This is a genomic window from Fluviirhizobium alvei (assembly GCF_030551875.1).
In the GTDB taxonomy this organism is placed as follows: Bacteria; Pseudomonadota; Alphaproteobacteria; order Rhizobiales; family Rhizobiaceae; genus Rhizobium_E; species Rhizobium_E alvei.
The window spans coordinates 117,539-139,994 of record NZ_JAUOZU010000017.1 but is presented as its reverse complement, the minus strand read 5'-3'; the positions used below and the strand labels follow the sequence as shown (position 1 = coordinate 139,994).

Sequence of the window (22,456 nt, the reverse complement as noted above, 5' to 3'; positions counted from 1 at the left end):
TATCGCAGCGTGCGGCCTGACGATGCCTCGATCCGCGAGGCGATGAAGAAGGTGGCGTCAGAGCGCCGCCGCTTCGGCTATCGCCGTATCCACGTCATGCTCGACCGGCAGGGGATCGTCATGAACCTGAAGAAGCTTCGACGTCTCTATCGGGAGGAAAAGCTGACGGTGCGCAAGCGTGGCGGCCGAAAGCGGGCCTTGGGAACGAGACGTCCTCTGGCTCTGCCGTCGCGTCCGGGCGAGCGCTGGAGCCTGGACTTCGTCAGCGATGCCTTCACCGACGGCCGCCGGTTCCGTGTTCTGGCGGTGGTCGACGACTTCACCCGTGAATGCCTGTGCCTGGTCGCCGACACATCCCTGTCGGGGGCACGGCTTGCCCGCGAACTGGATAGTCTCATCGCCAGACGCGGCAAACCGAGGACCATCGTCTCGGACAACGGCACGGAGATGACCAGCTTGGCCATCCTCAAATGGTGCCAGGAAGCAAAGGTCGACTGGCACTACATCGTGCCGGGCAAGCCGATGCAAAACGGCTTCGTCGAAAGCTTCAACGGCAGCTTCCGTGACGAGTGCCTCAACGAGACCCTGTTCTCGTCGCTCACCCAGGCCAGAGCCGCCATCAACGCATGGAAGGAGGATTACAACAGGAGCAGACCCCACTCGTCGCTGGGCAACATAACCCCCAGCGAGTTTGCAATGAGAATAGCTATGGAAAAACAGGCCGCATGAGGCCAGATTAGAAACCCGAGACTCTCCCGAAAACTGGAGGGAATTTGGGTCTCAGGTCATTCGGGCGAAGCCACGATTTCATCGACGACCGCGGGACGGGCCGAAAGATCCGTCACCAGAATGGGCGTTTTGTTGGGAACGCGGTCGAACAGATCGACGACATCCTGGTTGATCATCCGCACGCAGCCGGATGATACCGATTTTCCGATCGACCACCATTCCGGCGAGCCATGCACGCGATAGAGCGTATCCTCGCCATTCTGGAAAATGTAGAGCGCGCGGGCACCGAGCGGATTGTCGAGCCCCGGCGGCATGCCGCCCATGTCGGAACCATATTTGGCCAATTCCGGCTGCCGGCCGATCATCTCGTCGGGCGGTGTCCAGCGCGGCCATTTGCGCTTGTACTGGATCACGCCGCGTCCCGCCCAGGCAAAGCCCGCCCGCCCGAGGCCGACGCCGTAACGCATCGCCTGGCCACCGGGATAGGTGTAATAGAGGAAATGGCCGCCGGTATCGACGACGAGCGTTCCCGGCGCTTCGCCCGTCGGATCGACGACCATCTGGCGATGGAAGCGGGCAGGGACCTTCTGATAGGGAATGGCCGGCAGCGGGAACTGTTCATCAGGCTTGGCGGCATAGAGGAGAGCAGCTTCCGGATTTTCGGGCATCGACTGCACCACCGGCTTGATTTCAGCCCTGTTCTGGGTCGCGCAGCCGGCAAGCGTCATTGCCGCCGCCCCCGAACCCGCCATCAAAAAACCTCTCCGCGTCAAATACATACCAGCACGCCTTATCCATTTATATGTTGATAACGCGTCTGCCTTGGTTAAGGTTCCGGGCAAAATTGCGGATTGTTTGCAGCAGCCCTTGTTCTTGCACTAAAAACCGCGTGAATGAAACGTGATCGAACGTGCATGGCGGAGGAGGCAGTTTCATGCAGGCAGAACCATTCGACTATATCGTCGTCGGGGCCGGCAGCGCCGGCTGCGTGCTGGCCAACCGCCTCTCGGCCGATGGTCGGGCCCGCGTTCTGCTGCTCGAGGCCGGCGGGCGCGACAATTATCACTGGATCCATATTCCGGTCGGCTATCTCTACTGCATCAACAATCCGCGCACCGACTGGTGCTTCAAGACGGAGGCCGAAGCCGGTCTCAATGGCCGTTCGCTGCTCTATCCGCGCGGCCGCGTGCTGGGCGGCTCGTCCTCCATCAACGGCATGATCTACATGCGCGGCCAGGCGGCAGACTATGACCAGTGGCGCGATCTCGGCTGCACCGGCTGGGGCTGGGACGATGTGTTGCCTTTGTTCCGCAAATCGGAAGATTTCTATCGCGGCGCCAGCGACCTGCATGGCGCCGGCGGCGAATGGCGGGTGGAAAAGGCGCGCGTTCGCTGGGCGGTGCTCGAGGCTTTCCAGGAGGCGGCGGCGCAATTCGGCATTCCGAAGGTCGAGGATTTCAACACCGGGGACAATGAGGGATCGGGCTATTTCGATGTCAACCAGCGCTCCGGCATTCGCTGGAACACTTCCAAGGCCTTCCTCGGACCGGCCAGAAACCGCAAGAACCTGACGATCCTGACAGGCGCGCAGGCAAGGCGGCTGATCATCGAGGGCGGCGAGGTGAAGGGCGTCGCGTTCGATCATCAGGGCAGTGTGCGCCAGGCATTCGCCCGCCGCGAGACGGTTCTGAGCGCCGGCGCCATCGGCTCGCCGCAACTGCTCGAACTGTCGGGCATCGGCCCCGGCGCCGTGCTGCAGAAGGCCGGCATCGAAACGCTCTGCGATGTGCCGGCTGTGGGCGAGAACCTGCAGGATCATCTGCAGCTGCGGCTGGTCTTCAAGGTCACGGGCGTGCCGACCTTGAATGAGAAGGCGAGTTCGCTTTTCGGCAAGGCGGCCATCGGTCTCGAATATCTGCTCAAACGTTCCGGCCCGATGTCGATGGCGCCGAGCCAACTCGGCATCTTCACCCGTTCGGGGCCGGATGTCGAACGGGCCGATCTCGAATTCCATGTCCAGCCGGTATCGCTCGACAAGTTCGGCGATCCCGTCCATCCATTCCCGGCCATGACGGCGAGCGTCTGCAACCTCAGGCCGGAAAGCCGCGGCCATGTGCATGTGAAAAATGCCGATCCGCGCCAGGCGCCCGCCATTTCGCCCAACTATCTCGCGACCGAAGGCGACCGCGCCGTCGCCGTCCGTTCGATCCGCCTGGCGCGCGAGATTGCCAGACAGCCCGCCTTCGCCCGCTTCCAGCCGGAGGAATTCAAGCCCGGCCCAGCCTATGAAAGCGAGGCAGACCTGGTGCGCGCCGCTGGCGAAATCGGCACCACGATCTTCCATCCCACCGGCACGGCCCGCATGGGCTCGGATCGGCAAAGCGTGGTCGATCCGCGATTGAAACTGAGGGCGCTTGGCCGCCTGCGCATTGCCGATGCATCGGTGATGCCGACCATCACATCGGGCAACACCAATTCTCCTACCATCATGATCGCCGAAAAGGCCGCAGAGATGATCATCGTCGACAACCGCTGACCTCTCCCGTTCTTTGGCGGCACGCGCCGATTGAATTTTGATAAAGCGCTTTACAAGGTGAAAATCTCGCCTATCCTAGGCTGGAAATCATCTTGGGGAGCCTGCCTTGTCCTTACCGCCAGACCTTATCCTCAATGCTGCGGACGATTGCACGATCCGGCAGGACCTGACACTCGTCGCGCTCGGCAAGAGCCCGGCGGATCTTGCCATCCGCGTCGGCCGCCTTTTCAATGTCTATAGCCGCACCTGGGATCTCGACCGTGAAATCGTCATCAAGGGCCGCCGTATCGCCTTTGTCGGGCCGGCCGGCTCCTATCGTGGCGAAGTTCTCGAACGGGTCCACTATCCGGATCTCGCCGCCGTGCCGGGTTTCGGCGAAGTCCACAAACATATCGAAAGCTCGCATCTGACGCCGGAATTCGAGGCCGCCATGGTGCTGCCGCGCGGCAATACCTGGACCTGCGAGGCGAGCCACGAATTTGCCAATGTCAATGGCGGTCGCAACAGCGAATTCTGGCAGAGGGCGCGACGGCTCGGCGTCCCGCACAAGATCTTCATCCAGCCGGGTTCGGCGGTACCGCCTTCGGGCTGGGAAACATCCGGCGGCTATTATGGCTATAAGGAGCAGCGCGATTTTCTGGCCGGCGATCTTTCGGTGGTCAGCCTCGATGAGGTGATGGACTGGCCGGCGGTCTGGAATCCGGAGAACCCGTCCTACGAGCGGCTCTGGGGCATGATGCGGGCCACCGTCGAACAGCGCGGCGTCATCGAGGGGCATGGATCGGGTCTGGTCGAAGCGCATGATGCAAGCGCCTATGCCGCAGCAGGCCTCTCCTCCGACCATGAGGTCTGGACGCTCGACGAGGCCTGGGAGAAGCTCAATCGCGGCGTCTTCATCGAGATCCGGCCCTTCAACTATCCCGAAGTGCTGCCGGGCCTCATTGCACGCGGCCTTACCGACTGGTCCAACATCGCCTTCACCACCGATGACCGCAGCGCGTCCGATACGCTGCGCAAGGGGGCCTCCGATTATAATGTGCGGCACGCGATCGAACATGGCGTGCCGGCGGATATCGCCATTCAATGCGCCACCATCAATCCGGCCCGCCATATGCGCATCGATGCCTGGGTCGGGTCGATCACGCCGGGCCGCTATGCCGATATCGTGCTGCTCGATGATGTCGAGACAATCTCGATCGCAGCCGTCTATTCCGACGGCCAGAAAGTCTCGCAGGGCAAGACCTATCTCGGCCCGCTGCCGCGGATCGACTGGCCGGATTGGGCAAGCCGGACGATCAATCTCGGGCGCCGCCTCACGGCTGCCGATTTTTCAATTGCCGCCGCTCCTGGCCGCTCCAGCATGAAGGCAGCTGTGTTGCGTCCTTTCCATTGGAACGAGGAATTCCTCACCATGGATCTGCCTGTGGTCGATGGTGTCGTGGTGCGCGATACGGATCGCAAGATCACCAAATTCTCGGTCGTCGATCGTTATGCGGGTGATGGCAAGCTGGCATCGATGTTCTGGATCGGTTGTGGCCCTGCCGATGAGGAGACGGCGCTGGCCTGTTCGGTGGCGCATGATTCCCACAATATCTGGTCGATCGGCTCTTCCGATGAAGCCATGGCCATGGCAGTCAACCGGCTGGCGGAGACCGGCGGCGGCTGGGTGCTGGTGCATCGGGGCAGGATTGCCGCCGAGGTGCATTTCGAAATCGGCGGCCTGATGACGGCACGGCCGGCCGAAGCCCTCGACAAGGAAATGGGCGCCTTCCTCGAGATCGCCGATCAGGTCGAGTGGATGTACGAACCTTCCGCCAACAAGAACTGGATTCCGGGTTTTCCCGAACATCTCATCTTCGCGACACTGACCTGTGCGCCCTGGCGCTGGGTTCTCGTGGCGCCGCACGAAAAGGCACCGAATGGTTTCGTCAATGTCCAGACCGGACAGACGCATCCGATCGTCTGGTAATCACTCTCTCAAGGACTGAACATGAGCTTGAAAATTCTCCTCGCCGGCGAATCCTGGACATCGCTCGGCCTGCATCTCAAAGGTTTTTCCATCTATACGACCGGTTCCTATGAGGAAGGCGGAAAACCGCTGATCCGGGCCCTGGAAGCGGGCGGCATGGAGGTCACCTACATGCCGAACCATCTGGTGCCCGAACATTTCCCGACCACCGTCGAGGCGCTCAAGGTCTATGACGTGGTGATCCTGTCAGATATCGGTGCCGATACGTTTCTGCTGCACCCCGATACGCTGACGCGGTCGCTCCGGCGACCCAACACGCTCAAGGTCATTGCCGATTATGTCGCCGAAGGCGGCGGCCTGCTGATGGTCGGCGGCTTCATGAGCTTTTCCGGCTTCGGCGGCAATGCCTGCTATCACAACACCGTGCTTGCCGATGTGCTGCCAGTGAAGATGCTGGGACATGACGATCGCGTCGAATGCCCGGAAGGCATCAACCCGATCGTGACGATGGACCATCCGGTACTCGACGGGATCGACCGGCACTGGCCGCATTTCCTCGGCTACCAGCGACTGATCGCCAAGGATGCGTCCGTAACCCTGCTTGAACGCGGCGCCGATCCGTTCCTGGTCCTCGGCCAGCATGGCGGCGGCCGGGTCGCGGCTTTTGCGTCCGATTGCTCGCCGCACTGGGGCTCGCCGGAATTCGTCAACTGGCCCCAGTATGGACAGTTCTGGAGCCAGTTGACCCGTTGGTTGTCAGGAGAGGACTAAGCCAAAATCAGCTTGCCAGACGCCCGAGCTCCGACTTCTGCCGGTAATGGGCACCGAAACGGTTGGCGAGGAATGTGTCGAGGCTGATATCCTCCTGCCGCACGAAGCCCTTCTGCGGCAGGTTGCCCGTGGCCAGCATGTCGAGCACGGCGCAGATCGAGGCAGCCGTGGTGATCTGGATCGCGCTCATCATCTGGCCGGCAACCGGTGCGGCATAGACCTTGTTGGCATAGGTTTCCTGCAACAGTCGTCCATCCTTGCGGCCCGATACGGTCACGAAGATGATGACGACATCCTGCATGGTAGCGGGCAGTGAGTTTTCGAGAATATCTTTCAGAACCTCGCGCCGGTTCCTGAGGCCGAGATCGTTGAGCAGCGCCTTCATGATCGCCGCATGACCCGGGTAGCGGATGGTGCGGTAGTTCAGCGTCCGCACCTTGCCTTCGAGCGTTTCGCACAAAGTGCCAAGACCGCCCGACGTATTGAAGGCCTCGTAGGTAACGCCGTCGAGCGAGAATTCCTCGCGTTCTTCCATCGCCGGCACCTTGACCAGCCGGCCCTCGACGATCGCCTCGCAGGGTTCGATATACTCGTTGATGACGCCGTCGGTGCTCCAGGTGAGATTGTAGTTGAGCGCGTTGGACGGATATTGCGGCAGCGCACCGACCCGCATGCGCACGCTGTCGAGCGCATCGAAATGGCGGGCGAGATCATGGGCAACGATCGAGATGAAGCCGGGGGCAAGACCACATTGCGGAATGAAGGCGGTGCTGGCCGTCTCCGCGAGCGCGCGGACCTGCTGGGTGGAGCGGACATCTTCGGTCAGATCGAGATAATGGACGCCCGCCGATGCTGCGGCTTCGGCAATCGGGACCGTCAGATGGAAGGGAGCCGCACTCAGCACCGCAAACTTGCCGGAAAGGAAAGCACCGAGCGCATCTCTATTTTCGATATCGATTTCCGCCGTGTCGATCCGGCCCGGGCGGGCCACGGACGCCAGTTGTGCCGCGCTGCGATCCGCCACGGTCACATGGTAATCGCCGGTCTCGGCCAGCATTCTTGCAATGGTCGCACCGATCTTTCCGGCGCCGATGACAGCAATCTTTTTCATATTGGTTCCCCGCATGGTGTTGTGAATTGATTATCGCCAGGATGGCTGTTGATTCACAGCGCCAGATTGATAATTCCGCATCATCCGTTTAATCATATTGCCGACAATGGAGAGCAGAATGCCGATATCGGAGAAAGACAAGGATTTGCTGGCGCTCCTGAGCGAGAATGCCCGCATGCCGACGGCGCTGTTGGCCCGCAAGCTCGGCCTGTCGCGCACCACTGTGCAATCGCGCATCGAAAAACTGGAACGGGAAGGCGTGATCGCCGGTTACGGCGTCCGGCTGACCGATGCGTTCGAGAAGAACCTCGTCCGCGCACATGTTTCCATTCAACTGGCGCCGAAAGCGCTCTCCCGCGTCACCCAGGATCTGCATGCGCTGGCCAACGTGCGCTCGCTCCATTCGGTAAGCGGGACGTTCGATCTGATTGCGATCGTGACGGCGGATTCGATCGGCGATCTCGACCTCGTCATCGACCGGATCGGCGAAATCGACGGGGTGGAACGCACCCTGTCCTCGATCATTCTTTCGACCCGGATCAGCCGTTGATGGCCAAAGCCTGTCCTTTTCGGACCGGCGAGAAGGCATCGATCAGGCAGACAGCAAGGCCTTGAGGCGATCTGGTCCGGCCAGGAGATCGGCATCGGACGGCGTCATTCCCTTTGCCAGCAGACGCCGCGCCAGCATGTGGTCGGCGGGTCGGTTGACGCTATCGACGGCGATCAGCCGTCCTTCCGCAAAATGATAGACCGAAAACGCGCCGGCTTCCGGATCGCCGACGGTGAGAAACCGGTCCGGAGAAAAGGAAAGGCCCGCCATCTGCAGCTTCATCGGTCCCTGATCGGACCAGAACCAGGGCGTTTCGCTATAGGGTCCCGGTTCTTTCCCCATGATGATCTTGGCGACATGCTTGGCCTGATCGGAGGCATTCTGCACCGATTCCAGCCGGACTCGCCGACCGGCCTGCGCATGTGGATAGTTGGCGACATCACCGATCGCGAAGATTGCCGGATCGGAGGTCCGCAGTTCCGCATCGACGATAATGCCATTGTCGACGGCAAGCCCGGCATCGCGTGCCAACCCGTCATTGGGAAGGGCGCCGATACCGACCAGGACCAGATCGGCTTCAATCGCACGACCATCGGAAAGCCGCACCGATTTCACGCGGCCCCCTTCGCCCTCGAGTGCCGCAATTGCGGTACGGGTGAGGATTTCGATACCGAGGGCGCGATATTGCCGGTCGACATGGGCCGAAACCACTGGCGACACCGCCCGGCCGAGAATGGCGGGTGCCATTTCGATAACCGTCACGCGCTTGCCGAGCCCGGCGAAAGTGGCCGCTGCTTCAAGGCCGATGAAGCCACCGCCGATCACCACGATGTCCGAGGCTCTATCCATGGCCAGCCGCAACGCTTCGGCATCGGCCCGGTTGCGAATGGAATGGATACCATCAAGATCGTGACCGGGCAGGGAGAGGCGACGGTTTTCCGCACCGGTGGCGATCACCAGATGCGAATAGGAGAGTGCCGAACCGTCCACGAATGTCAGCCGATGCGCGACCGGATCGATCGCCGCCACCCGCCGCCCGAACAGGAGATCGATCCGGCTATCCGCATAGGCCTTCTCCGCCCGCAGGATCTGCGGCTCCTGGGCAGGGTCCTTCAAATAGGCCTTTGACAAGGGCGGCTTGTGATAGGGCAGGTCCGGCTCGTCGCTGACCAGATGAACCGGCCCCTCATAGCCTTCCTGCCGCAGGCTGAAACCAGCCTGGCTGCCGCCATGGCCGGCACCGAGAATGACGACGCCCGGCTCCATGGTCACGCCTCCGCGACGGTGACGGTCAAACCGTCAAGGGCCGCAGAGAGCTTGACCTGGCAGCCCAGCCGGCTGGTGGGACGAACATTGAGCGCCGTGAATTCCAGCGCGTCGGCTTCCATGGAGTCCGGTTCGGGAAGCTTTCCGTCATCATCTTCCGCGACATAGACATGGCAGGTTGCGCACATGCAGGAGCCACCACATTCGCCGATGATGCCATCAACGCCGGCCCGGGTTCCGGCCTGCATCAGGCTTTCGCCGTCAGCAAATTCCACAACGCGACGGGAGCCGTCGCGCTCGACAAAAATCACACTGCTCATCAGTCTGTCCTTCAGAGAAATTGACGGCCGCCATCAACAATCAGGGTCTGGCCGGTCACGAAAGCGGCGTCGCTCGATGCCAGGAACAACACCGCGCCGGCCATGTCCTCCGGCGTCGAGGCCCGCTTGAGGGCGCCGCGATTGACGCCATATTCGGCGGCGTTTTCCATCAGGCCAAGGCTTGCTTCGGTGAGGGTGAAACCCGGCGCGATGGCGTTGACGGTAATGTTATCGCCGCCGAGCTCGCGGGCGAGCGCACGTGTCATGGCAATGATCGCGCCTTTGGAGGAGACATAGTGCAGCCATTCGGGCGATCCGCTCATGACGGTTGCCGAAGAGACATTGACCACCGCCCCGGATTTCTGCGCCCGCATGGTCGGAGCCACGGCACGGGTCGCGAGCCAGGCACCCTTGACGTTGACGGCCATCACACGATCCCATTCGGCATCCGGAATGTCCTCAAATCCGCGCCGCTGAAGTCCGGCATAGATGGCGGCATTGTTGACGAGAACATCGATGCGGCCCTGCCAGCCGGTTGCCGCCGCAACGAGGGCATCGAGCGAGGCGCGGTCCGTCACATCGACAGCCACACCGATGGCGGCCCCGCCTTCGGCATTGATCATCGCCGCCGTCTCTTCGGCGCCGGCCCGGTTGATATCGGCTGCCACGACATTGGCGCCGGCAGCAGCGAAGGCAAGCGCAAAGGTGCGACCGAGACCGCCGCCCGCGCCGGTGATGATCACCGTCTTGCCTGAAAACCGATTATCCGTCATCGCATTGCCTCCACGTGCATCATGTCATCCAGCCAGGCCATGGCCTGGCCCTGCGCCACCAGCGCTTCGGCCATGGCGCGTCCATCCTTGGTCAGCATCTGCGGCAGCACGAAATCCTCAAGCATCGCGACCGTTTCCTTGGGTGGGGTGCCGAACCAACCGCAGATGGTCTTCACACCGTGGCTGGTGAACCGCCACAGCTTGTCGGCTTCCTTAACGATCTCGTCCTCGGGCGAAATCGCCTGCTTGCGCGTGTCATGCCCGTCGATGATGGCGAGAACCGTTTCGACATCGACGCCGGGAACGGCAAGCGCCTGGAGATGTGGCCGCGCAATCGCTACGCCTTCGATTTCATGCACGCGCTGAAGCTCGGGATATTTCGGTTTCGGCCCGACGGAATCGACAAGCTTGTCGGCCGGGATCGCCTTCCAGCCGACATCATGGAAGAGGATGGCCGTCAGCACCGTCGCCTCGTCGACCTCGGGACGCAGCCTCAGGAGCGCCCGCGCCAGCCGGTAGGAGATCAGCGTATGTTCGTCGTTCGACCGCACATCGAGATAGGGGCGGGCGGCACACCAGGTCGCGATATCGCGTGGCAGAAGCGCGCCGGACATCACAGGCCCTCCGCATAGGAGAGATAGATGCTCTTGTATTCAAGATAGGCCTCGATGCCGTAGCGGCCCTTCTCGCGCCCGAAACCGCTTTCCTTCATGCCGCCGAAGGGCATCGTGTGGCTCGAACGGTGGATATTGTTGACCCAGACCGAACCGGCCTCGATCTGTTCGGCCATGGTCAGCGCCGTGGCGAGGTTCTGCGAGAAAACGAACCCTGCCAGCCCATAGCGGGTCTGGTTGGCGAGGCGAAGCGCCTCGCGGCGATCATCAAACGGCATGATACCGAGCACCGGCCCGAAGGTTTCCTCGGTCATGACCAGCATCGAATGATCGGCATCAGCAATCAGCGTCGGTGGGAAGAACCAGCCCTTGTCGTAGAGCCCGCCGGTGAGCCTTTCGCCGCCGGTGAGGATGCGAGCACCCTTCGCGCGGGCATCGTCGCTCTGGCGCTCGGAATTGCGATAGATCTTCTCGTTGACAAGCGGCCCCATGGCGCAGGAAGCATCAAGCCCGTCGCCGACCTTGAGCCGGTCGACATGGGCCTTCAATCGGGTCAGGAAATCCTCATAGACCGGCCGCTCGACATAGCAGCGGTTGACGCGGTAGCAGAACTGGCCGGAATTGGCGAAAGCATGGCGGGCGATGGCCGCACTTGCGACTTCGAGATCGGCATCCGAACAGACGATGGCCGGGCTCTGTCCCCCGAGTTCGAGCGTGAGCCGCTTCATGGTCTGTACGGCGGCGGCGGCAATGGCCTTGCCGGCGGCCGTTCCACCGGTAAACGCAATCTTGCGCGGCACCGGATGTTCGATCATCGCCTTGCCGATGCCGGAACCGCGCCCGGTGACGACGTTGAAGACGCCGTTCGGATAACCGGCCCGGTGAAAAAGCTCGGCCAGCATCAGAGTGGAAAGCGGCGTATCCTCGGCGGGTTTTGCCACCATGGTGCAGCCAGCAATCAGGGCGGCGCCGAGCTTGAAGGTCAGAAGCGTGATCGGATAGTTGAACGGCGTGATCGCAACGACCACGCCCACCGGCTCGCGGGTCACCAGCATCTTCTCGCCGGCAACCGAAGTGATCGGCATTTCGGCGACCAGCCGCAGCCCTTCCTCCGCATAGACATCGAGAAGATCGGCCGAACGTTCGATTTCGGTGATCGCCGCGGCGAGCGGCCGGCCGAGTTCGAGCGTCAACGTGCGGCCGATTGCCGGTGCTTCGGCCCGCATCAGGGCAGCGGCTGCCTTCTGCAGGCGGGCCCGTTCAGCGACTGGTGTCCGCTTCCATGTTTCGAAAGCGCGCGCTGCAGCAGCAATGGCAATTTCCGCATCGGCCGCATCTCCGGTCGGCACCGTGTCGATGACCGCACCGGTGGTGGGGTTGATGACGTTCTGGCGCAAACCGGCCTGCGCCGCAACGAAGCCGCCGTCGATGAACATATCCATTGTGTCGTCCGCTCAGATGAGGTGAAGCATCAGGGCCTGGCGGGTAATCGCCAGTTCCTCGGTCGCCATTTTCAAGCCGGCTTCGGTTTCGAGTTGCGACAGTCCGGTCTTTTCGAGCCGATCGGCATATTGGTGCGGGTTCATCTTGAACCAGTCGCATGCCACCGAAACGCCGGTCACCGTGAAACGCCAGAGCTTGTCGGCATCGCGCACCAGCCGGTCGTTGAGGCTGCGAGGGTCCGGTCGCGTATCATGCCCATCGATAATCTCGCCGACGGCAACGATGACAGCTTCCGGCCAGCCGGTCTTTTCCAGCACCTCGCGCGACAGGCGCACGCCTTCGCTTTCATGCAGGAACCGGACATCCGACTGCATCATGTTGGGACCGAAACCCTTTTCGAAAATGTCGGTCTCGTCGATCGACCACCAGCCGATGTCATGCAACAGGATGGCGAGCGATACGATGTCCTCATCGGCTTCCGGATAGTGATCCAGAAGCTTGCGGGCGAAGGCATAGGAAAGCGGTATATGCACATCGTTCTTGCGCGCCCGCATATAGGGTTCGGAAGCGCGCCAGACGGCATCGTAACGGCCGGTCTTGAGGGAAATGTTCACGGGTTCGTCCTCGCAATCGTGGTCGTTGCGGGCCGGCTTGGTACCGGCCCGCAGGGATAAGCTGGCCTCAGGAGAGAATCTGGACTTCACCCGTGGCACCATCGACCCGGAGCATCTGTCCGGTCTTGATGGTCGAGGATGCGTTGCCGGTGCCGGTGACGGCTGGAAGTCCATATTCACGGCAGACGATCGCCGCATGGCTCATCATGCCGCCGATGTCGGTCACCGTCGCCCGGATCTTGCCGAACACCGGCGCCCAGGACGGGGCTGTGACAGGTGTGACCAGGATTTCGCCTTCCTCGATAAGCCCCAGTTCATCCGCCGAACGGATCACGCGGGCGCGACCTTCGGCGATACCGGGGGAGGCAGCCATACCGACCAGCTTGGACTTGTCCTTGCCGCCATCGAGCCAGCGGGCGATCGATTCCGAGGTGATGCCCCAGAGCATGATCGTGAAAGGCTCGGTTATGACGTCCGGCGGGTTGTTGAGCGCCGGCTGCGGCGGCTGGGTGGCGAGTGCCGAAAGGATTGCCTTGCGCTTGGCAATCACCTCCGGCCAGTAGACCGGGCCGATCGGTTCGCCGCCGACACCCCAGGCATTGCCGTAATCGAACAGCGCATCGCGCACTTCCTGGCGGTTGAGGAAGAACATGTCGTCGGCATTCTCCCAGAAGCCGGCCTGATGCAGGACAGCGCTCAACTGGCGCATCTTGCGCCAGAACACACCCATCGACCAATGTTCGATGTAGAAGTTGTGGTTTTCGACATAGGGGAACACGGTGCGGGCGAGTCCAAGCTTGCCTTCGAACACCGGCCGCAGCTCTTCCGGCAGAAGCTCGGCATATTCGGCTGTGATCCGGTCACGTTCCTTGGCGATCTTGGCGGTCGGCCGGTCGATTTCCTCGCCCTTTTCGAGCTTGCCGATATAGTCGCGGATATAGCCGAGGGGAATATCGAGGTTTTCGTTCCAGTATTTGTCGGTGGAATAGAAGCCGTTGCCGGAGGTGAAGTTGAACCAGGGGTCCTGGGCTTCGGTCCAGGCATCCAGCCATTCCTTGCCGTTGGCGGCAGCGGCGACATTCGCCAGAGCCTCTTCCACCGTTCCACTCTTCAGCGCATCGGCAACGCCGAGCCTGACGGCAAGTTTTGCGAGTTTCTTCAGCTCGTCATCCGGCCGGAAGAGATCAACATCCACGCCCTGAACCATCTTGGCGATCGCCTGGTCGGGAATGGTGGGGAACTGTTCCTTGAGGAAGCCGAAGAAATCGAGATAGGCGGCATAGCCGAGATTCAGGAACTCGAAGTGATACTGCCAGGTCTTGTAGAGAAGCTGGATCGCCCGGTCATAGGTCTCCATCATCTGGTAGGTATTGTCGAGGCCGACGCCGTCCTTGATCCAGTCGAGCGGCACCACATCCGGAAGCGGTTCGAATGTCAGCGCTTCCATGTCCGCGATGTTGGCGCGAACTTTCTTCATCCAGTTGTCGAGCAGCGCATCCCAGTTCTGGAAATAGTGGCCGGCCCGCTCCATGAAATGCGGCACGCGGCCGGCAATCTGGTCGGGCGGGACCGCCAGCGGGCTCATGTAGCAATAGCCATTGTGGATGCGGTAATCGACGCCGTTGGCCGGCGGGATCAGATAGTGCCGGGTATTGTACTGGCCCAGACACTTGACGGCGAATTCGACGGTGACGGTATCGAACGGCTTGAACGGGCTTGGCCAATGCTGGGAATCGCAGAACCAGAACTTGGCCTCCTCCTTGTCGCGGACCTTGTCGTTGAACAGCAGGTAATAGGGGTAAAGGTCCTCCCAACCTTCAGCACCCTCAGGGGCCTTGAGCGAATAGGGACTTGGGAATTTCATATGGCTGGTCACGGATCTCTCCTCCTGAATACCGTGTGAAATTGTCGTCAGTTCTTGGCCGTCAAGGGCGAAAGCAGCGTTCCGAGAACGCCTTCGATGCCCATCGAATAGGTCTTGGATGCGGATGGCGCCTTCTTCTGGCTCCAGACCGTTTCCGGCCGGCTCTGCAGGGCCACGAGGTTTTCGCCGTCCGGCAGGTCGGCGTCGATCGCCCATTCCACGTCCTGCGGGCAGCCCATTTTGCGTTCGAGCGACTTAGCGAGTTGCGCCACCTCGATCACCTGGGCATCCGTCAGCGAAGGCAGCGTGCGGCGTTCCGGCTCGATGACGCGATCGACGGTCTTGCGCAGCGCACGGTCTGCAACCAACTCATGATCCTTTTCGACGATGCGGCGTTTCGTGACCTGCATCATCACCTTCTCGACCACGAAATTGTCGGGCGTGATTTCACCGGAAACCACCGGCTCACCGAGACCGAAGGCGGAGTCGATGACGATCTTGGTGCGGTCGCCATTGATCGGATCGAGCGTCATCGCAACACCCGCGGCCTTGGCGTTGACCATCTTCTGCACGGCGACGCTCATCAGCACATCGAGCTGGCCGAGCTTGTTCTTGACGCGATAGGAAATGGCCCGCGCGTTGAAGAGGCTCGCCCAGCAGGCGCGAACCTGGGTCACGACATCATCGGCGCCGGTCACCCAGAGATAGGTATCCTGCTGGCCGGCAAAGGAGGCATCCGGCAGATCTTCCGCCGTTGCCGAGGATCGCACCGCAACCGGCAGGTCATTGTCCGGCGACATTTCGAGATAGGCAGCGCGGATGGCGGTTTCGATATGGGCCGGCAGCGGCGTCGAGCAGATCCGCTCGCGGATCGCGGCGGCCTTCAGCGCTTCGTCAGCGACATTGTCGACATCGATGCTGGCGATCATGGCGGCAAGGTCATCACGAAGACCCGGCGTTTCGAGAAACTCGCCATAGGCATCGGTCAGCACGGCAAATCCCGAAGGCACCGAAACGCCGGCTGCAATCATGCGGGCGAGGCTGGCGCATTTGCCACCCATGCGAGGATGGTCGGCTTCCGTGGCCTGGTCGAAGGCAAGGATATAGTGATTGTGGTTGGCTGTGGACATTTTCTCTCTCCCGGGGTCGGTACCGTTTGCCCGACCCCCTTATTATACAATTCGCTTCCGGTTTGGTCGGTCGCCTCCTCTTAAGCGACCGGCCACTCCACATGCAGTGCCGTCGGCACGCGGAACGAAATGTTGCGGACAAACTCGAACTTCTGGTCCGGCGACAGGCGCATGTTCGGCAGACGCCGTGTCAGTTCCTCGAGCATGATCGAGAATTCGAGCTTGGCAAGCTGCTGGCCGAGGCAAAAATGGATGCCATAGCCGAACGACAGATGATTGCGGGCATTGGCACGCTGGATGTCGAAATCGTTCGGATGATCGAACACCGTGTCGTCGCGGTTGGCCGATGCCATGATGACCAGCACATTCGAGTTGGCCGGAACCTTCACGCCGCCGATTTCCGTATCCTGGGTGGCGCGACGGCGCCAGGTGACGATCGAGGGGGTGAAGCGCAGGATTTCATCGACAGCGCCCGGGATGAGCGACGGATCGGCCACCATCGCGTCCCAGTTCTTGCGATGGGTCATAAGTTCGCGAACGCCATTGGCCATCAGCGTCGTCGTCGTCTCATGGCCTGCGAAAAGCACGCTATAGAGGACGCCGGCAATCTCCTCGTTGGTGATATCGGCGCCTTCCTGCTTCAACCGCACCAGGTCGCCCGGCAGGTCGTCGGCCGGATTGTCGTAGCGATCGCGCACGAGATCCTGGCAGTAGTTCCAGTATTCGACCATGTTGCGGGCATGCGGCAGCTGTTCTTCGTCGGTCAGATCGGCCCAGGTCAGAAGCGCGCGGCTGACGGCCCAGCGCTTGACCTTCGGCACGTCGCTGTCGGGAATACCGACAAGCTTGAAGAGCACCAATGCCGGCACGTCATAGGCGAATTCGGCAAAGAAATTGGCCTTGCCACGCTCGGCGAAAGCATCGATCGCGCGGGTAACGATTTCACGGATCTTCGGCTCGATCGATTTGAAACGACGCGGCCCGAAGCAGCTCTGGGCGAGCTTGCGGATCCGGGTGTGATCCGGCGGCACCCGTGCCGACAGGCCCGAATAGGCGGTGAACCCGCCCTGGCGCATGATTTCCTTGCCTTCCGCGCACATCGGGCGCAGCGGCGCCTGGGCATTGTCGGAGGCGAAGACCTGCCAGTTCTCGAACGTCGCCTTCACATCGGCATAGCGGGTCACGACATAGTAGCCGAGTTCTTCCGAATAGAAGACCGGGGCTTCCGCACGCGCCCATTCATAGAACGGGAACGGGTTTGATAGGTCGAAAGGGTTGAAATCGGCGGATGCATTCGAATAGGGACAGGTCCGCGCTGCGGTCATCGTCGCTGTCATTGTTTCCTCCCATGACAGAGGCCTCATGGCCAAAGATCATGATCAGAATAGGGGCATTTCTTTGGTTTTTCTTTAGGTCTTTAGGCCTATGTTTTCGTGCGGTTTTTGGCTTTCGTCAGGCCGACTTTCCCGCCTTCAGCGCCTGATAGGTCGCCTTCAGTCCTGCACTTTTCGGACGATCGTCGAAATGCGAAAGCGAGTCGATATAGAGTTTGAACTGGCGGTCGATCGCTTCCTGTCGGCCCTGGGCCGCGAAAATCCGCATCGCCTCTTCGTGCGCGATCTCGCAGAGTGGATCGATCGCAAGCGCCTTCTGGCAGTGGGCGAGGGCGGCGGAATAATCCTGCCGCTGGCGATAGATTGAGGCGGCGTTGCGCTGGACCTTGAAGAACATTTCCCGGAGCCAGTAGCGCTTGGACCAGCACCAGTCGCGCTCGTTGTCATCGGCATATTCGGCCGGAATATCGGCGAAGAGATCGCCGGTATAGAGCCGGTCGGCAGCCTGAAGACAGATCATCGCTTCGTCCGGCGCCCCGGCATTCATGTGGGTGGTCGACTGGCGGCACAATTGCTCGAAGGTGGAAATGTCGAGCCAGCTCTTGTCCGGCGGCACCAGCACGTAACGCGATGAATCGCGGATCAGATAACCGGAGCCCGATTTTTCCGCTCCCTGACCGAGTGCTTCGCGCAGATAGCGCACCGTGTGATAGAGCCGGTTGCGCGCCGCTTCGGCGCTGGCCGCCTCGGGCCAGAGCAGGTCGGCCAGCTCGTCGGCGCTCGCCCCATCGCCCCCCTTCTGCAGAAGATAGGCAAACAGGGTCTTGGTCTTGCGCGTTGCCCCGCCCGGCGTATCCCAGATGATCTGCGACCCGTTGTTGCGATAGACCCGTAATCGTCCGAGACAGCGGATCTTCCAGCGGTCACGGGCCTCAAGCCCGGCAATCGCCGGCTCCTCGGCCGCCCGCCTGAGAAGCCACATCGGGTCGGCACCTTCCGCCGCATGAATCTGGGCCCCATCGCTTCCGGGCGCAAGATCGGGGGAAAGTGCAGTAAGCCAGTGATCGACCTGCTGGCGCAGGGTCCCTCGGGTCAGCAGCATCGGCGGCAGCCAATGCGGGTTCTCGCGGATGCCAGCAGTCGACAGAATGCGGGGATGCCCCCTGAGCGCCGTCAGCATCTGTTCGTCGATCATCAGATTGCGATTGTAGAGCGATAGAACGGCCACCCCGGTCTCCCGGCTCAAGACGTCGACGATCTCCACCCATGTCTCGAAATTGGCTGTTGCCGAGTTGGTGGCCAGCGCCCAGCTCATGTCGATCACGAGCACCTTGGTTCGGCCGCTCTTGTCTTTGCCTGCGGTCGAGACCCAGCTGGAAATGCGGGAATAGACCGTGCGGAAGGAAATCGGCGAATCCAGAAAACCGGCTTCCTGGAAGGAAAGCAACGGCTGGCCGGCGGCCTTGCCGCGGCTGCCTTTCCGGCGAATAGGGCGCCAATGATCGGAGACGGCGAGGATTTCCGGCTCATCGGCAAGATGGCCGATAGCGGTCGTAAGATCTTTCGCCTGGCGTTCGAGCCCAGCCGAAAACATCGCAATATTGCGGTCACGACCGTCAGCCAAGACCCTCTCCCACCCGTGGTTCAATCAAGCGGAACTACTTGAAGCCGAAGATGGTGCTGAACGGCGGCCCGGTCAACAGCAACAAAGATGCATTTCACTCAGGGTCGGCGAGCGGTTCGAGAAGCTCGACATCATAGAGCTGGTCGATTGCAAAGACACGGCAGGCGGAAAGCCGCACGGGAACGACCTCGCCCGACAGATGCCGGACATTTGCCTTCTCACCGACATAGCTGCCGGCCTGAATCAGTCGCTCGAGGCGCCGGAGACGGCCTTCGTCATCGACGACATGCTCGGTCGACACCATTTCCTGCTGCTCGAGATTGTCCCAGTCGTCGCCGACAAGATCAAGATAGGCCCGGTTCACCGCGATGTAACGGGATGTATTGAAGCCGGCCGTTGAAATCGACAATGCCGATGGGTTCGCCTTGAAATAGGCAAACAGGATTTCCTTGATCAGATGTTCCGGACCGTGATCCGGCAAAGCAGCTCCCCCAACCGGAGCCGATCCTGTGCTCGGCTTGGCGCTCCGCCGCAGGCCCGCAAGGTAACGCCCGAACAGAAGAGCGGTCTGGGCATCGATGCGGGCAAAGGGCGTCGCGGCCGCCGACGGAACATCGCAGGCCCGGCCTTCAACGATCTTTCCGAGCGCGGAATGCTCATCAAAAACCAGCGTGATTGCTTCGATCCCCTCGGGCAGTTTTGCCGCGGGATACTCATCGAGAAACACATCGAGTTCGTCTCGATCCAGTACGATGATCCCGTGCATGGCCCCACCCATCTCCGGGCCTAACGATTCTAGGACCCGGCTTCCATATTGCTTCATTGCTTCGGCGAAGCACCCCTGCAGCGCCTGGCCTTATGTACTGCGACAGTCCATAGCCCGCAACAAACTTAAGATAGGGATAATATTGGCGGCCGGCGCGAACGACTGCCGACCGACGCGGCGGCCTCAGGTTGCAACGATATGAACGTTGCGCGGCAGGCCGGAGAGGATTTCCGGTCCATCGGCCCGCAGGATGACGATCTCCTCAAGCCGGATACCGAACCGGCCGGGTAGATAGATCCCGGGCTCGATCGAAAACACCATGCCCTCATCGAGGATGACATCGGATGTCGCGGTAATATAGGGTGGCTCATGGATATCGATCCCCAAGCCATGACCGGTGCGATGGACGAAGTACTCTCCATAGCCAGCGTCGGTGATGACGCCACGTGCCGCATCATCGACCACATGAGCCGGCACGCCGGGCCGCGCTGCCTTGAGCGCCGCCTGCACGGCCTTATCGACGATCGTATGGATTTCGCCATAGCCTTCGGGTGGCATGCCGACAACGGCCATGCGGGTGATGTCGGAGGGGAAGCCCTGCTTGCGGCCGCCAATATCGATGACGATCGCATCCCCCTCCTCGATCACCCGCTCGCTCGCCGAATGATGCGGGAACGCCCCATTGCCACCCGCGCCGACGATCCAGAATTGTGGTTGCGCCCCTTCCGAAGAGAAATGACCCTTTATGATATCGGCGACCTGGTTTTCGGTCATGCCCGGCTTGATACCGGCAAAGGCGGCCTGCATGGCACGGTCGGCGATCGCCGCATTCATCTTGAGTTTCTGATATTCCGCCGCATCCTTGCGCATGCGCAGGCCGCCGAGCGTCTCGGGTGTAAAGCTGCGTCGCGTATCCCCAGGCAGCGCATCGAGAAGCAGCAGCGCGAAATCGGCGCGCATGGTTTCGTCGAGCGCCACCAGACCCGGCGCCGTCGCGTCGATGGCGGAAAGCGCTTCAGATAGCGCCCTGGCTGGCCCTTCGGCATCCGACCAGTTGAAGAAGGCGATATCTGTGAATTCGCGCGTTCCCTCGGCATTGAGCGCCGGCATCAGAAAGGCCTCCTTTTCGGGACCGATCAGCAACAGGCAGGGACGTTCGTCCGGATGCGGATGAAAGCCGAGCACCCAGTCCATATGCGAGCCGGGTGCAATCGCCACCAGACCTGTTCCTGTCGATTTCATGCGTTCGCGCAGGGATTTGAGACGGCGTTCGGTCTGTTCGGACATCGGTGAATTCCTCGAAAAATGGGCTCGCAAAACTTGAACGACCCCCACCCGGATGGGTGGGGATCGCTCCGGGGAGGAAGGATGGATCAGGCGCCGACGCCGTAGATCTCGGCGGCACGCTCGGCGGAAATCAGGCCGTTGCGGATATCGCGATGAACGAGTTCCGGATCGCGGTCCTTGGGATCGCCGAGACCGCCACCATTGGCGGTGATAACACGGATCACGTCGCCCGCATTGACCGTAAGACCGGAGACGAAGGCGTAATCCTCCTCGCTGCCATCGGTCCGGATCACCTTGACATAGTTCGGCGAGCCTTCGCGGGCACCATCCACGGCCCATGGCGGGAACTTCGAGCGGGTATAGCCGGCCGTGAGGAACGAATTGTCGGCCCGGATGCGGTAATCCATCACGATGCCGCGGCCGCCGGTATGCCTGCCTTCGCCACCCGGTTCCATGTTGAGTTCCATACGGTCGACGATCAGCCCGTTGCGTGCCTCGTTGATCTCGGCCGGGCAATTGTAGGTCTCGCCATGGAAGCCGCAGAAGATTGCCGAATTGCCATCGCCCTGGCGGCTCGCGCCCCAGCCGCCGATCTGCGGTTCGATGATCGTGTACTGGCGACCGGTATCGGGATGGGTGCCGCCGATGAAGGTGCCGCAAACGGAAGCGAAATGGCCCGCGGCCAGTCGATCGGGCATATGCGGGGCGAGGCAACGCCACATGATGTCATAAACCCGGAGTTCGATCTCGTAATAGAAGCCGATCGGCGCCGGCTCCTTGGCATGGAAGACCGAACCTTCGCGCGTCAGGAGCTTGATCGGCCGGAACGACCCTTCGTTGGCCGGCGAATAGGGATCGGTCAGCGACTTGAAAATCATCTGGGCCGAAACCATCACGCCGTCGCGGCTTGTATTGACCGGATTGTTCGACTGGTCCGGATTGTCGCGCAGATCGACCTCGAATTCGGTATCGGTGATGCGGATCTTGACGTTGAAGATGCGGCCGTCATCCTGCTCTTCGGAGAGTTCGAACGTGCCTTTCGGCAGTTTCGCCAGCTCGCGCAGCGAAACCTGCTCGCCGTAATCGAGGAACTTCGTCATCGCCCGTTCGAAGGTCGCAACGCCGTATTTGCCGGCGATTTCCACCAGCCGGCGGGCGCCGATGCGGGCCGAGGCGATCGCCGCCCAGACATCGCCCTCGAGCACGTCCGGCATGCGCGAATTGACCTTGATGATCTCCATGACCGAGCGGATCGGCTCGCCCTTCGAGATGATCTTGATTGCCGGCAGCCGGAGCCCTTCCTGGAAGATTTCCGTGGCAAGGCCGGTGAGCGAACCCGGCGCCATGCCGCCGACATCGGAATTATGGGCGATATTGGCCGTCCAGGCGATGATGCGGCCATCGGCAAACACCGGCATGGCGATGACGATGTCGTTGAGATGGGTCACGCCACCGTAATAGGGGTCGTTGGTGGCAAACACATCGCCGGGTTCGATATCGCCCGGCTTGTCGAACTTGTCGACGATGACCTTCACCGCCTTGTCGAGCACGCCGATGAAGGCGGGAATGCCGGCGCCGGAGGAGGCGAGCGCGCCTTTGCCGTCGGTAATGCCGGTGCCCATGTCGAGCACTTCGTAGATGATCGAGCTCATCGCCGTCTTCTTGAAAACCGCGAACATTTCGTCCGCCGTCGCCTGCAGCGAGGCCTGGATGATTTCGAGCGTGATCGGATCGTCTGCAATCTCAGTCATGGAT

At 61.4% G+C, this 22,456-nt stretch carries 20 protein-coding genes; 5 read left to right on the top strand and 15 right to left on the bottom strand.

From position 1 onward, the window contains the following. The coding region (locus tag Q4481_RS21005; RefSeq protein ID WP_304378362.1) for an IS3 family transposase at positions 1–729 on the top strand (729 nt) is incomplete at its 5' end. Positions 730–785: 56 nt separating this feature from the next. Here Q4481_RS21005 and Q4481_RS21000 read toward each other — a convergent pair. After that, positions 786–1,481 carry a L,D-transpeptidase gene (locus Q4481_RS21000; protein WP_304378361.1) on the bottom strand — a complete coding sequence of 232 codons (696 nt, stop codon included), beginning with the start codon at positions 1,479–1,481 and terminating at the stop codon, positions 786–788. Between the two features lie 182 nt (positions 1,482–1,663). Between Q4481_RS21000 and Q4481_RS20995 the strand changes: the two genes are divergently transcribed. The 3 genes from Q4481_RS20995 (at position 1,664) to Q4481_RS20985 (ending at position 6,005) form a co-directional block, all read left to right on the top strand. Then, complete coding sequence (locus Q4481_RS20995; protein WP_304378360.1) at positions 1,664–3,265, top strand: GMC family oxidoreductase; 1,602 nt, start codon at positions 1,664–1,666, stop codon at positions 3,263–3,265. Between the two features lie 106 nt (positions 3,266–3,371). After that, complete coding sequence (locus Q4481_RS20990) at positions 3,372–5,234, top strand: adenine deaminase (protein ID WP_304378359.1); 1,863 nt, start codon at positions 3,372–3,374, stop codon at positions 5,232–5,234. Between the two features lie 21 nt (positions 5,235–5,255). Next, entirely contained in the window at positions 5,256–6,005 is a 750-nt protein-coding gene (locus tag Q4481_RS20985) for a glutamine amidotransferase (protein ID WP_304378358.1), read from the top strand. Between the two features lie 7 nt (positions 6,006–6,012). On the opposite strand, the gene Q4481_RS20980 is transcribed toward Q4481_RS20985, so the two are convergent. Then, positions 6,013–7,116 carry a saccharopine dehydrogenase family protein gene (locus Q4481_RS20980; RefSeq protein ID WP_304378357.1) on the bottom strand — a complete coding sequence of 368 codons (1,104 nt, stop codon included), beginning with the start codon at positions 7,114–7,116 and terminating at the stop codon, positions 6,013–6,015. A gap of 118 nt (positions 7,117–7,234) precedes the next feature. Here Q4481_RS20980 and Q4481_RS20975 point away from each other — a divergent pair, with 118 nt between their 5' ends. After that, positions 7,235–7,666, top strand: coding sequence for an Lrp/AsnC family transcriptional regulator (locus tag Q4481_RS20975; protein ID WP_304378356.1), 432 nt, complete (start codon positions 7,235–7,237; stop codon positions 7,664–7,666). Positions 7,667–7,708: 42 nt separating this feature from the next. Here the strand turns inward: Q4481_RS20975 and Q4481_RS20970 are convergent, their stop codons facing one another. The 13 genes from Q4481_RS20970 to Q4481_RS20910 all read right to left on the bottom strand — a co-directional run bounded on the left by Q4481_RS20970 (position 7,709) and on the right by Q4481_RS20910 (position 22,452). Next, positions 7,709–8,932: an NAD(P)/FAD-dependent oxidoreductase gene (locus tag Q4481_RS20970; RefSeq protein WP_304378355.1), complete on the bottom strand. Its 1,224-nt coding sequence runs from the start codon at positions 8,930–8,932 to the stop codon at positions 7,709–7,711. 2 nt (positions 8,933–8,934) lie between these two features. After that, entirely contained in the window at positions 8,935–9,252 is a 318-nt protein-coding gene (locus tag Q4481_RS20965; protein ID WP_304378354.1) for a 2Fe-2S iron-sulfur cluster-binding protein, read from the bottom strand. A gap of 11 nt (positions 9,253–9,263) precedes the next feature. After that, entirely contained in the window at positions 9,264–10,025 is a 762-nt protein-coding gene (locus tag Q4481_RS20960) for an SDR family NAD(P)-dependent oxidoreductase (RefSeq protein ID WP_304378353.1), read from the bottom strand. Next, positions 10,022–10,639, bottom strand: a complete 618-nt coding sequence (locus Q4481_RS20955) for an HD domain-containing protein (RefSeq protein WP_304378352.1) — start codon at positions 10,637–10,639, stop codon at positions 10,022–10,024. Before Q4481_RS20955 ends, Q4481_RS20960 begins: the two co-directional genes overlap by 4 nt. Then, complete coding sequence (locus tag Q4481_RS20950) at positions 10,639–12,081, bottom strand: aldehyde dehydrogenase family protein (RefSeq protein WP_304378351.1); 1,443 nt, start codon at positions 12,079–12,081, stop codon at positions 10,639–10,641. The genes Q4481_RS20955 and Q4481_RS20950 overlap by 1 nt, the downstream gene beginning before the upstream one ends. A 12-nt stretch (positions 12,082–12,093) precedes the next feature. Further along, complete coding sequence (locus Q4481_RS20945; RefSeq protein WP_304378349.1) at positions 12,094–12,696, bottom strand: HD domain-containing protein; 603 nt, start codon at positions 12,694–12,696, stop codon at positions 12,094–12,096. A gap of 67 nt (positions 12,697–12,763) precedes the next feature. Next, complete coding sequence (locus tag Q4481_RS20940) at positions 12,764–14,572, bottom strand: PEP-utilizing enzyme (RefSeq protein ID WP_304378348.1); 1,809 nt, start codon at positions 14,570–14,572, stop codon at positions 12,764–12,766. 35 nt (positions 14,573–14,607) lie between these two features. Beyond that, positions 14,608–15,690 (bottom strand): PEP/pyruvate-binding domain-containing protein, encoded by a 1,083-nt coding sequence (locus tag Q4481_RS20935; RefSeq protein WP_304378347.1) that lies wholly within the window; start codon positions 15,688–15,690, stop codon positions 14,608–14,610. Positions 15,691–15,770: 80 nt separating this feature from the next. Further along, positions 15,771–17,027, bottom strand: a complete 1,257-nt coding sequence (locus Q4481_RS20930; protein ID WP_304378346.1) for a cytochrome P450 — start codon at positions 17,025–17,027, stop codon at positions 15,771–15,773. A gap of 115 nt (positions 17,028–17,142) precedes the next feature. Further along, a complete protein-coding gene (locus tag Q4481_RS20925; protein ID WP_304378345.1) occupies positions 17,143–18,648 on the bottom strand; it encodes an AfsR/SARP family transcriptional regulator in 1,506 nt (501 codons plus the stop codon). Between the two features lie 94 nt (positions 18,649–18,742). After that, a complete protein-coding gene (locus tag Q4481_RS20920) occupies positions 18,743–19,414 on the bottom strand; it encodes a hypothetical protein (protein ID WP_304378344.1) in 672 nt (223 codons plus the stop codon). Between the two features lie 183 nt (positions 19,415–19,597). Next, positions 19,598–20,701, bottom strand: a complete 1,104-nt coding sequence (locus tag Q4481_RS20915; protein WP_304378343.1) for a M24 family metallopeptidase — start codon at positions 20,699–20,701, stop codon at positions 19,598–19,600. A gap of 86 nt (positions 20,702–20,787) precedes the next feature. Next, positions 20,788–22,452, bottom strand: a complete 1,665-nt coding sequence (locus Q4481_RS20910; RefSeq protein WP_304378342.1) for a hydantoinase B/oxoprolinase family protein — start codon at positions 22,450–22,452, stop codon at positions 20,788–20,790. Between the last annotated feature and the right edge of the window lie 4 nt (positions 22,453–22,456).

Excerpts from the sequence above, each read along its gene's own strand:
- Q4481_RS20915 (WP_304378343.1), bottom strand. The coding sequence starts at position 20,701 with ATGTCCGAACAGACCGAACGCCGTCTCAAATCCCTGCGCGAACGCATG.
- Q4481_RS20980 (WP_304378357.1), bottom strand. The coding sequence starts at position 7,116 with ATGAAAAAGATTGCTGTCATCGGCGCCGGAAAGATCGGTGCGACCATT.
- Q4481_RS20930 (WP_304378346.1), bottom strand. The coding sequence starts at position 17,027 with ATGACAGCGACGATGACCGCAGCGCGGACCTGTCCCTATTCGAATGCA.
- Q4481_RS21000 (WP_304378361.1), bottom strand. The coding sequence starts at position 1,481 with ATGGCGGGTTCGGGGGCGGCGGCAATGACGCTTGCCGGCTGCGCGACC.
- Q4481_RS20910 (WP_304378342.1), bottom strand. The coding sequence starts at position 22,452 with ATGACTGAGATTGCAGACGATCCGATCACGCTCGAAATCATCCAGGCC.
- Q4481_RS20970 (WP_304378355.1), bottom strand. The coding sequence starts at position 8,932 with ATGGAGCCGGGCGTCGTCATTCTCGGTGCCGGCCATGGCGGCAGCCAG.
- Q4481_RS20965 (WP_304378354.1), bottom strand. The coding sequence starts at position 9,252 with ATGAGCAGTGTGATTTTTGTCGAGCGCGACGGCTCCCGTCGCGTTGTG.
- Q4481_RS20935 (WP_304378347.1), bottom strand. The coding sequence starts at position 15,690 with ATGTCCACAGCCAACCACAATCACTATATCCTTGCCTTCGACCAGGCC.
- Q4481_RS20955 (WP_304378352.1), bottom strand. The coding sequence starts at position 10,639 with ATGTCCGGCGCGCTTCTGCCACGCGATATCGCGACCTGGTGTGCCGCC.
- Q4481_RS20975 (WP_304378356.1), top strand. The coding sequence starts at position 7,235 with ATGCCGATATCGGAGAAAGACAAGGATTTGCTGGCGCTCCTGAGCGAG.
- Q4481_RS20950 (WP_304378351.1), bottom strand. The coding sequence starts at position 12,081 with ATGGATATGTTCATCGACGGCGGCTTCGTTGCGGCGCAGGCCGGTTTG.
- Q4481_RS20995 (WP_304378360.1), top strand. The coding sequence starts at position 1,664 with ATGCAGGCAGAACCATTCGACTATATCGTCGTCGGGGCCGGCAGCGCC.
- Q4481_RS20920 (WP_304378344.1), bottom strand. The coding sequence starts at position 19,414 with ATGCACGGGATCATCGTACTGGATCGAGACGAACTCGATGTGTTTCTC.
- Q4481_RS20985 (WP_304378358.1), top strand. The coding sequence starts at position 5,256 with ATGAGCTTGAAAATTCTCCTCGCCGGCGAATCCTGGACATCGCTCGGC.
- Q4481_RS20960 (WP_304378353.1), bottom strand. The coding sequence starts at position 10,025 with ATGACGGATAATCGGTTTTCAGGCAAGACGGTGATCATCACCGGCGCG.